10 protein-coding genes are annotated in these 10,337 nt (G+C 67.4%); 2 read left to right on the top strand and 8 right to left on the bottom strand.

The window, feature by feature from the left end; all coding sequences use genetic code 11:
• The 7 genes from NA4_RS35420 to NA4_RS35390 form a co-directional block, all read right to left on the bottom strand.
• Nucleotides 1–580, bottom strand: a 580-nt coding sequence (locus NA4_RS35420; protein ID WP_169811190.1) for a condensation domain-containing protein, incomplete at its 3' end; no start/stop codon positions are given.
• Nucleotides 581–1,196: 616 nt separating this feature from the next.
• Nucleotides 1,197–1,961 (bottom strand): precorrin-4 C(11)-methyltransferase, encoded by a 765-nt coding sequence (gene cobM / locus NA4_RS35415; RefSeq protein ID WP_067479965.1) that lies wholly within the window; start codon nucleotides 1,959–1,961, stop codon nucleotides 1,197–1,199.
• A gap of 334 nt (nucleotides 1,962–2,295) precedes the next feature.
• Complete coding sequence (locus tag NA4_RS35410; protein ID WP_067479963.1) at nucleotides 2,296–2,721, bottom strand: PPOX class F420-dependent oxidoreductase; 426 nt, start codon at nucleotides 2,719–2,721, stop codon at nucleotides 2,296–2,298.
• 357 nt (nucleotides 2,722–3,078) lie between these two features.
• Nucleotides 3,079–4,083 (bottom strand): GAF domain-containing protein, encoded by a 1,005-nt coding sequence (locus NA4_RS35405; protein WP_067479961.1) that lies wholly within the window; start codon nucleotides 4,081–4,083, stop codon nucleotides 3,079–3,081.
• 234 nt (nucleotides 4,084–4,317) lie between these two features.
• Entirely contained in the window at nucleotides 4,318–5,520 is a 1,203-nt protein-coding gene (locus NA4_RS35400) for an FAD-dependent oxidoreductase (protein WP_067479969.1), read from the bottom strand.
• A complete protein-coding gene (locus NA4_RS35395) occupies nucleotides 5,510–6,073 on the bottom strand; it encodes a TetR/AcrR family transcriptional regulator (protein WP_067479959.1) in 564 nt (187 codons plus the stop codon). The genes NA4_RS35400 and NA4_RS35395 overlap by 11 nt, the downstream gene beginning before the upstream one ends.
• A 285-nt stretch (nucleotides 6,074–6,358) precedes the next feature.
• Entirely contained in the window at nucleotides 6,359–7,285 is a 927-nt protein-coding gene (locus NA4_RS35390; RefSeq protein ID WP_245671738.1) for a LysR family transcriptional regulator, read from the bottom strand.
• A gap of 142 nt (nucleotides 7,286–7,427) precedes the next feature.
• On the opposite strand from NA4_RS35390, the gene NA4_RS35385 reads away from it, so the two are divergent.
• Nucleotides 7,428–8,819, top strand: coding sequence for an MFS transporter (locus NA4_RS35385; protein WP_067479958.1), 1,392 nt, complete (start codon nucleotides 7,428–7,430; stop codon nucleotides 8,817–8,819).
• Nucleotides 8,816–9,562, top strand: a complete 747-nt coding sequence (locus NA4_RS35380; protein ID WP_067479957.1) for a 3-hydroxybutyrate dehydrogenase — start codon at nucleotides 8,816–8,818, stop codon at nucleotides 9,560–9,562. Before NA4_RS35385 ends, NA4_RS35380 begins: the two co-directional genes overlap by 4 nt.
• Before the next feature lie 8 nt (nucleotides 9,563–9,570).
• Here NA4_RS35380 and NA4_RS35375 read toward each other — a convergent pair whose 3' ends face one another.
• Nucleotides 9,571–10,164, bottom strand: a complete 594-nt coding sequence (locus tag NA4_RS35375) for an SACE_7040 family transcriptional regulator (RefSeq protein WP_067479956.1) — start codon at nucleotides 10,162–10,164, stop codon at nucleotides 9,571–9,573.
• Nucleotides 10,165–10,337 lie beyond the last annotated feature (173 nt).

Here is a 10,337-nt window from a genome sequence, read left to right as displayed (position 1 = left end):
CCCGCTCGGCCCAGTACTCCTTGTCGGAGGTGAAGCGCGTGCCCTCCCGGTAGGCGATCTCCTGCTCATACAGCGTGTGCAGATCGGTCGCCTTGGACTTGGCGGCCTCGGCGCCGTCGACGTAGGCGGTGTAGAGCTCGGCGATCCGATTGAGGTTGGTCATCGCGCCATAGCCGTCGAGCGCGATGTGGTGGGCGCGGGAATACCAGTACCAGTGGTCGTCGGCCAATTGCAGCGCCGCGATCATGATCAGCCGGTCGTTGGTCAGGTCCAGCGGGCGGCTGTACTCGGCGCGCATCCACGCCATCGCCGCGGCGGCCGGATCGGCCTCGTCACGCAGATCGACGTAGACGACCTTGTCGTAGTCGGCGATCGAGTGGTCGACGAACTGCAGCGGCTCGCCGTCGCGCTCGATGATCCGGAGGAAACCGGAACCCAGCTCGTGCGAGGCGTCGATGCTGGCCTGCTCGAGCACATCGACATCCAGCGCACCGTGCAGATCGACGTACTGCGCGATGGTGATCGGCACCTGCGGGTCGACATGCTGCGCGTACCAGATGCCCAGCTGGGCGGGCGACAACGGAAAGACACCGGACCCCTCGGGTGCTACCCCAGAGCCCGCGTGTGCCCGTTCGCTACCAGTTTCGCCGTTTCCGCCGAAATCCAGCCGGTCCAACCGTAACCTCGCTTCCGGAACACCACGCAAGCGCTCCCCGACCACACCCGGAGTAGGCGCTCACCTGTCCCAGCGTGGCGCCCGAATCTCCGGTTCAGTTCTCATATCAATCAGGCAAAAATGTTCATTTGAACTATCTGTCCAGCAGGCCGGCGTTGTTACATGGGCGCGACCGTGCCCAAAGCCCACCGACCGGCTCCGCCGGGACTGCCGTCGCGAATCACCGGAACAATCTACCGTCGCCCCCGGCGCCCGACCAACCAACCTCCATAGCCAGACGACATCACCACAGGCAGCGCTATTGTGAGGGGTTCGCAAGGGGGGTGTTGCCGTTCTCACACCGGGCCCGAACGCGCCGCTCCGGAGCATCCGTGCCACGCGACCAAGATCACTACGGCCAGCGGAGCGGACCGGCCCAGCGCCTGCGACCTCGAGGAGCTGCGCCCGCCCCGTGCGCCTCCCCCTGTGGACACACCTCGAGTCCCTCTCCGCTGTCGTTCGCTCGCGAACCTTTGAGTTATCAGCGGCTGGGACCGGTGCTCCCGCGCACTCGTGCCGGGTCGTAGAGGTGCGATTCCGCGCAAGAGACCGAGGGCGTGAGGGCTCGGCCTACCAAGATCACCGCGGCCTGGCGCAGACCAGCGGCCTCGACCTGGTCGGCGATGTCGGTCAGGGTCCCGCGCAGGACGAGCTGCTCGGGTTGACTGGCGCGGTAGACGACGGCGACCGGGCAGTCCGGACCGTAGCCGGCGGCCAGTTCGGACGCCAGCGTCCGAATGCGGGTGATGGCCAAGTGCAGCACGAGCGTGGCGCCGGTGGCGGCGAAGTTCGCCAACGCCTCCGACTCGGGCATCGCGGTCGACCGGGCCTGCGTGCGGGTCAGCACGACCGACTGCACCAGCTCCGGCACCGTCAACTCGGCGCCGAGCAATGCGGCGGCCGCGGCGTAAGCGGGCACGCCCGGCGTGACATCCCACGGCACACCCTGCGCATCCAGCCTGCGGGTCTGCTCGGTGAGCGCGGAATACAGCGACGGGTCTCCCGAACACAGCCGAGCCACGTCCTTGCCTGCGCGGTCGGCCCGCACCAGGTGATCGGTGATCTGGTCGAGGTCCAAATGCTGGGTGTCGATCAACTCGGCATCCGGCGCGCAGTACGACAGCACCCGCAGATCCAGATAGGTACCCGCGTACAAGCACACCGGCGACGCGCGCAACAGTTCGACCGCGCGCACCGTCAACAGATCTGCCGCACCCGGCCCGGCCCCGATGAAATGCACGGTCATGCGCCGAGTGTATTGACCGGCGCACCGCCGACCCCGGCGACCGAACGCAGCGCGAGCATCGATCGCACCCGGCCCGGCGAAATCGACGTCGATGCCGCTAGCGCCGCTCCGGACAGGCATGCCCGGCGCCTGAACAGATGTAGCGGGCTATCCCGGGCGGAACCTCGGCTCGAAATCCCACGTGACCACCTTCAGCGGCCAAGCCTGGACCATCACCCAACAGCCGGCCGGACCTCCGGGTGGCACTACATGTGCGGCCACTGCACACCGGCCCCGCGGTTTCCGCCGGACTGGACCGGGCAACCAGGCATGGACGCGGTGCTCATGGGCAGGGTCAGGCGGTTACGTCGAAGTGGGCGATGACCTTGGTTGGCCGCACCCGGACCACCAGCTCACCGGGTACGCCATTGCGCATCCCGAACTCCTCGGCCCGATCCGCCCCCATATAGCGGCCACCGATCGCGGTGGCGGTGCGAAGCAGCTCATCCGGGTCCTCCGAGAGCGTCACGATGCCCTGCACCTGGACCGAAGCGTACGGCGGCCCCTCCAAGTCGACACACACCGCAACCCGCCCGTCCCGCGCCAACGCCTTCCCCTTGACGCTCGACCTGCCGGTGTTGAAAACCAGCTCATCCCCCTCGAGGACGAACCAGACCGGCGTAACCATCGGCCTACCATCCGCCGCCACAAACGCCACCTTCGCCGTTCTGGTGCCATGGGACAGAAACTCACGCACGTCAGGATCGGAAAGCGAAGCCATTACCTCACCCTAACGGGGCCAACTCCCCGACCGCCGCTGACACGCATGTCGCCACATCTAGCCGGGAATACTCGCGAGTGGCACACCATGGATGGCCTTCTCGCACTTTGCCGCAGCCATGTGCCACTCGAGCGCACCGGATGCGAGCCCCGGACCGTGAGTGATGCGAAGCGGGACGGTCAACAGCACGGCAACGGATGTGCGATTCGTTGGAATCGGCCTGTCGCAGTTCGCTTCCGCACCGGATGATCGGGGCTTCGATGCCATGCGACTCGGCGCAGTGCCCTGGAGTCTATGCCCTGTCGGCGTAGAGCTTTCGAGTTTCCTGGCCCATCCCCTGCTGGGCCGAACGAACCTCTAATCGGGAAGATCCTCGGGCACTACGTGGAAGGTGTTGGCGTGGATCTGGCGGATCGTTTCGTCGAGGCCGTCAACAGCTGAAGCGAGCCGTTCGCGGACGAGGCCGTCTCGGACGAGGCTGCACGCGCCATGGAGGGTCATACTCACCGAGAAGAGATCGTCGACGATGTCGCCCGCGAATTCGGAGACCGTGAGTTCGGGCCGTGTGTAGGACGGTTCCGGCGTGACTGCGTCCAGCCTGCCGGTGGTCGGCGGCTCCAGCGACGCGACCCGAGGCAGATTCCGCGCGGGTTCGCCCAGTTCCACCGTGGGAGCCAAGAGCGCCGTCACCATCGCCCGCCCGATCGGGTCGATGGCGTTCGCCGCGCCGAGCCGGTGTGCGATCGCCTCGCCCGCGACGTCGCCGAACAGCTGCATGACGCGGAGTTCGCGGGCGGACGCGCTGTGCGGACGGGACAGGTGGGTCGACACTATGCCGATCAGTTCCCCGTCGTAGGTCAGCAGCGGCGTGGACTGCACGGATCGGAATCGCGACCGTTCGGCGATCTCGTGATGCGGGGCGAACGAGGGGTCGAGGCGGGTGTCGGTGATGACGGTCTGCTCACCGGTTTTCGAGGCTCGTCCGCAAGCGGAGGTGGGGTCGTCGACCACGGCGAAGTAGTCGAGGAATTCCGGGCCGAAGCCGCACTGGGACACGATCCGCAGCGCTCCCGTGGCCGGGTCGACAAGCTGCACGTTCCCGAAGTCCGCGCCGATCAGTGCGATCGCTGTGTCCAAGACGCGGCCGAGCAAGTCCTCCAGCCCGTCGGCCTTGGCGATGGTGCTCGTTGCTTTGTGCAACCGCCGCATCGCGGCGGGCTGATCCACACCGAACTGCGCGGCGGATGCGAAATGCCGTGCCCGGCGAGCCAGCGTCGCCGAGTCCGTCACGGCCAGCCAGTTGACATACTCCGCCGTCACCTCCCGGAGCGGCTCCGACAGGATCGCGGTTTCATTTCTCACGGGGGCCACCACCCGACCGGTCTCATCGACTTGGGTGTACTGCCACCCTGGCCGACGCGCGGCCGCCAGGGTGGGAACTCTCGTGCCGGTGTCGGCGGTGATACCGGCAACGTCTCCAATGGACAACAATCGTACCTCGCGCCCGATGACGTGGTATTTGCTCGGCTGATCGGTGCCCCGGCAAGGTGACGACGGTGTCTTGGCACGATCTCCGTATCAGGTTGTCGTCCGGGTTCAGCTCCGGATGTGTTCCGGCCGAACGCCGAGTCCGATGAACCGGCCCACCGCGTGACGCAGCGCGGGTAGCCGCCGGAAAACCCGGAAGATCGGCGGCACGTGGATGGCTGTGTTGTCATCGAGGTTTTTGGGGTAGAGGTCGCGCAGGATGGCCAGCTGGAACAGCTGGGTCAGCTTGACCGGCAGCTGGCGGCGCGCTTGCACGCGTGGCGGATCGGCATCGGTCAGACTCTGGGTGAGCAGTTTCGCGCCGAGGAGGTTCGCGGTCGCGACGGCGTCCTGGATGGCCAGGTTGATTCCGACACCGCCTGCAGGCGACATGGCGTGCGCGGCATCGCCGATGCAGAGCAGCCCCGGTCGATACCAGTTGTCGAGCCGATCGACACGTACCGTGAGCTGGTGGACGTCATCCCAGCCGGCCAGTTCGTGGACGCGGTCATGCAACGCGGGTGCTAATTCGCTTATCCTGCTGCGCAACTCGTCGATGCCGAGCGCCCGTAACTCCTGATAGGAGTTCGTCGGGATGGTGTATGCCACCTGCCAGTAGTCACCGCGGTCGATGGCGACCATTGCCCCTTTGCCGCCCTGGAAGAACTCCACCCGGTCCGTCTCCCGCCGCGACAGCCGGAACCACAGGACGTCCATGGGTGGCGAGCTCGCCTCGGCACGCAAACCGGCCTGGTCTCGCATGCGCGAGTGCCGGCCGTCGGCCGCGACGACGAGGTCGGCGCGGATCTCGAGTGGCCCCGTGCCGGTGGTCGCCCGTACGCCGACGACGCGATCGTTCTCGATGAGCAGATCGGTGACTTCGGTGGATTGTAGAAGCCGGAAGCCGGGGAAGGTCGCGGCCTTTGTCGCAAGGAAGTTCAGGAACTCCCATTGCGGCATGAACGCGATGTAGGGGCTGCGGACCGGCAGCTTTCGAAAATCCGCGAATGTCACCGGTGTACCACCGACAGCGACGGTCACCCGATCCATCGTGCTGTGCGGGAGCCGGTGGAATTCGTCCAGCCAGCCGAGCTCATGGATGAGTTCCTGGGTGGACGGATGGATCGTGTCGCCGCGGAAATCGCGCAGGAAGTCGGCATGTTTCTCCAGCACGGTCACCTGGACGCCCTGCCGGGCCAGCAAGGTCCCCAGCATCATCCCGGCGGGGCCGCCGCCTACCACGCAGCATTGCACCTTCATGTCATTCACCAGCAATCTCTCTTTCGGGCGGCGTGCCGCCATCAGGTCGGATGAGGCCGTGGAGCACGAGACCGACCAACTCGTCGACATCGACCGGGCTTGCGGCGCTGCGGCCGACGGCGAGCGTCGCGAACAGGGCGGTCGCGGTGGTGTGCGCATCGTGATCGCGCAATTCCCCCGCTGCCACGCGTGAACGCAGGTAGTCCGCCATCGCGGCCTGCCCTTCGGCCACGAACTCCGCCAGCACGGCCCGTACGTTCTCGTGCGAATGACCCGCGGCGAAAAAGAGCCTGAGCAGCTTGGCGTTGCGGGCCAGAAGGCCGTCGAACTCGCGCATCACCCGGGGCAGGACCTCGCTCGCCGACCGCCCGCGCGCTTGCTCCAGCAATTCGCGCAACTGCCGCGCGAACCCTCGCTCCCGCAGCAGCGCGGTCACCAGCGCTTCTTTGCCCGCGAAATAGTGATACAGCAGGCCAGGCGCCACCCCGGCGGCAGCCGCGATGTCCTTGACCGAAGCCCCGTCGATCCCCTTTTCGGCGAACACGTCCAAGGCCGCGTCGAGCAAACGCTCGCGCCGCCACTCAGCCTGTTCTCGTCGGCTACTCACCACAACCTCATTGACTAAACGATCATTCAATGAAATACGCTACCACGACACCGCCGCGCTCGCCTTTGCCGACGTTGTTCGCGGCCCCGCGGAGACTGCCGGGCAGGCCCGCCTGCACAGATCAGCGGCCGATCGAGCCACCCGAGGACGATCGACCCGGCAGCAGCGCGAAATCGGTTCCGAAGCCGGTCGAGGCAGCACACGACGTGGGGCGCGCAGCGGTCGGCGAAGTTGCCGGAAAGATCAGCGCGGCCGGCCGAGGAGAGTGTCGCGCTGGTCGTCGACCATGGCTCGGATCGCGGCGACGACGGCGGCGACTTCTGGGCGGCGGAGGGTTTCGGCGCGGGCGACCAGCCAGTACCCGAGGGTGACCGTCACCGAATCGGCGAGAACGCGGACCAGGTCGGCGTGGCGGTCGGCCATGAAGCAGGGCAGCAGGCCCAGGCCCGCGGCGGCCCGGGTGGCCTCGACGTGCACGAAGACGTTGGTGGAGGTGACGGATTCGCGCATGGCAGGGGCGAAGCTGGAGGCCAGGTCCAGGTCGTCGACCTGGAGCATGGAATCGATGAAGTACACCAGCGGGTGCCGGGCCAGCTCGTCGATGGTCGCGGGAGTGCCGTGTTCGCGCAGGTATTCGCGCGAGCCGTAGAGGCCGAGGCAGTAGTCGGCCAGATGGATGGCGGTGGCGCGGTGCACTTGCGGCTCGCCCACCACCACCTCGAGGTCCAGCCCGGATCGCTGTTGCGACGCCCGCCGAGTGGTCGCCACGATCTCGACGGTGATCTTCGGATGCCGCCGCCGCACCTCGGCGGCGGCGGGCGCGGCGATGTAGGCGCTGAAGCCGTCGGTCGCCGAGATTCGGACCACGCCCTCCAGCACGCGGTTGCCGCCCGCGTCCGCGGCGAGCGATTTCACCGCCGACTCCACCGCCTCGGCCGCGGCGAGGGCCTCCTTGCCGAGGTCGGTCAGTTCCCAGCCGCCGGTCACCCGGGTGAGCACGCGGCCGCCGAGGGTCTGTTCCAACGCCGCGATCCGGCGCGAGATCGTGGTGTGGTTGATGCCGAGCTCTTCGGCCGCGGTGACGAAGCGGCCGGATCGTCCGACCGCGAGCAGAACGAGCAGGTCATCGGCGCTGGGACGCCGGGGTGACCCCGCGAAAGCCGGGCTCATATCTGCATCGTCGCAGATGCATGCTGCATTAATGGTCATTGCGGCGCATTTCGTCTGCACGAATACTCGGTTCAGCCAAAGCATTGTGGGGGCCGTCACATCGAGACCCGAAGTGTGGCCCCGGGCACGAAGGAGATGTGCGATGAGGGTGCACAGCGCCGGGGCGAACCCGGCAGAGCCGAAAGATCCCGGCGAAATCAGCGGCTTGCGGCGGGTGGTGGCCGCGTCGATGGCGGGCACGGTGGTGGAGTGGTATGAGTTCTTCCTCTACGGCACCGCCGCCACGCTCGTGTTCAGCAAGGTGTTCTTCGCCAAGGGCACCAGCGATCTGGACGCCATCTTGGCCGCCTTCGTGACCTACGCCGTCGGTTTCGCCGCCCGCCCGCTCGGCGGCGTGGTGTTCGGGCACTTCGGCGACAAGTATGGCCGCAAGAAGCTGCTCCAGTTCAGCCTGGTGCTGGTGGGCGCCGCGACGTTCCTGATGGGCTGCCTGCCCACCTTCGCGCAGATCGGCTACTGGGCGCCCGCCCTGCTGGTGATCCTGCGCTTCATCCAGGGTTTCGCGGTCGGCGGGGAATGGGGCGGCGCGGTGCTCCTGGTCGCCGAGCACAGTCCGGGCCGCAGCCGCGGTTTCTGGGCGAGCTGGCCGCAGGCGGGCGTGCCAGCGGGCAACCTGCTGGCGACGGTGGTGCTGCTGGTGCTCACCTCCACCTTGTCGGACGCGGCGTTCCTCAGCTGGGGCTGGCGGGTGGCGTTCTGGCTGTCGGCCGTCGTGGTACTGGTGGGCTACTACATCCGCACGAAGATCACCGACGCACCCATCTTCGTCGCGGCGCAGCGGGAAGCCGAGCAGATCAAGGCGACCTCGCTCAGCGTCGTCGAGGTGCTGCGCCACTACCCGCGCGGCGTGCTCACCGCGATGGGTCTGCGTTTCGGCGAGAACGTCATGTACTACCTCGTGGTCACCTTCACCATCACCTATCTGAAGGTGCAGGTGCACGCCGACACCACAGTCATCCTGTGGTGGCTGCTCGCCGCGCACGCAGTGCACTTCGGGATGATCCCGCTGGTGGGCAAGCTCTCCGACCGCTTCGGCCGGCGGCCGGTCTACCTGGTCGGCGCCCTCACCGCGGGCACCTGGGGCTTTTTCGCCTTCCCGATGATGGACAGCGGCCACAACGCGATCATCATGTCCGCCATCGTCATCGGCTTGGTCTTCCACGCCTTCATGTACGCCGGGCAGCCCGCGATCATGGCCGAAATGTTCCCCACCCGGATGCGCTATTCCGGTGTGTCCCTCGGCTATCAGGTGACCTCGATCGCGGCCGGGTCGCTGGCTCCGATCATCGCCGTCCGACTGCTCAACACCTATGGCTCCGCCGTGCCGATCGCCTGGTACCTGGCCGGCGCGGCGGCGATCAGTGCGATCGCCGTGCTGGTTGCCCGGGAAACGAAAGGACTGAGCTTGGAAAGCATCGACCTCGCCGACGCCGAAAGACTCGGCGTGCGGACCGCCGAAGTGACTGCGCGATGAACGATCTCGCAGGGCGCACCGCCCTGGTCACCGGCGGCGCGAGCGGCATCGGCGCGGCCTGCGCCCGTGCGCTCGCGGCGCGCGGCGCGGTGGTCACCGTCGCCGACATCGATGACGTCGGTGCGAAGGCCGTGGCCGGTGAGCTGGGCGGAAAGTCGTGGGCGGTGGACCTGCTCGACGTCGCGTCGCTGGAAACACTGGAGCTGGAAGCCGACATCCTGGTGAACAACGCCGGCGTACAACACATCAGCCCGATCGAGGACCTCGCCCCGCAGCGGTTCCGCGATCTGCTCACGCTGATGGTGGAGGCACCGTTTCTCTTGGTGCGCGCGGCTCTGCCGCACATGTATCGGCGCGGCTGGGGACGGATCGTCAACATCTCCTCGGTGCACGGCCTGCGCGCCTCCGCGTACAAGGTCGCCTACGTGACGGCCAAGCACGGGCTGGAGGGCCTGTCGAAGGTCACCGCACTCGAGGGCGGTCCACACGGCGTGACGAGCAACTGCGTCAACCCCGGTTACGTGCGAACGCCCTTGGTGGACAAGCAGATCGCCGACCAGGCCAAGGCACACGGCGTGCCGGAGCAGGAGGTGGTGGAAAAGATCCTGCTCACCGAGAGCGCGATCAAACGCCTCGTCGAGCCGGAGGAAGTAGGGGCACTGGTGGGCTGGCTCGCGTCACCGAATGCGGGCATGGTCACCGGCGCGTCGTACACGATGGATGGCGGGTGGAGCGCTCGATGAGGGGGCGCTCAACCCAAGGCGGCCAGCGCCATCCGGCGCAGCACCGGCCGGGCTCGGACCCCGGTCGCCGTGCTCGCGCTGTGCGGGGTCGAGTTGATCAGGCCGAAGGCGGCGTGGGCCTGCACCCGCGCCGTCTCCTCGGGTAACTCCGGATGCAGTTCGCGCAGCACCGCCACCCAGATCTCCACGTATTGGCGCTGGGTGCGGCGGATCTCCCGGCGGGCCGGGGCGGGGACGTTGTCCAGGTCTCGGTCCTGGATGCGGATCAGCTCCGGCTCGCCGAGCGCGAAGTCCAAATGGTGGTCGACCAGCCCGGCGAGCGCCTGCTCGGCCGAATTCGTCGCCACCACCACCGCCTTGCCGCCGTCCAGCAGCCGCTGACTCACCCCGACCAGCAACTCGATCAGCAGCGCCTCCTTGTTCGGGAAGTGCCGATAGACCGCGGGACCGCTGATCCCGACGGCGGCGCCCAGGTCGTCCAGGCGCATGCCGAGGAATCCCCGGTCGGCGATGAGCCGGGCGCCCGCCTCCAGCAGGTGCGCCCTGCGTTGCGCCTTCAACTGCTCGCGACGGGTGGGCGCGACGGATTCGGCACTGGTCACACGCGGTCCTTTCCGCCGATCTGGACATCTTGGTTAACCAAGACTAACCTGAATTCCAGTTATCGGCGACTAACTCAGGCGACAGGATAGCGTGATGACCGTTACCGAAGAGGTCGGCAACCGCGCCGCGCACGCGGCGCTGGTCGACGACCTGCGCGCCCGGCTGGCCGCCG

Source organism: Nocardia amamiensis NBRC 102102 (genome assembly GCF_001612745.1).
Lineage (GTDB): Bacteria > Actinomycetota > Actinomycetes > Mycobacteriales > Mycobacteriaceae > Nocardia > Nocardia amamiensis.
This window is presented reverse-complemented; position numbering and strand designations above follow the sequence as displayed.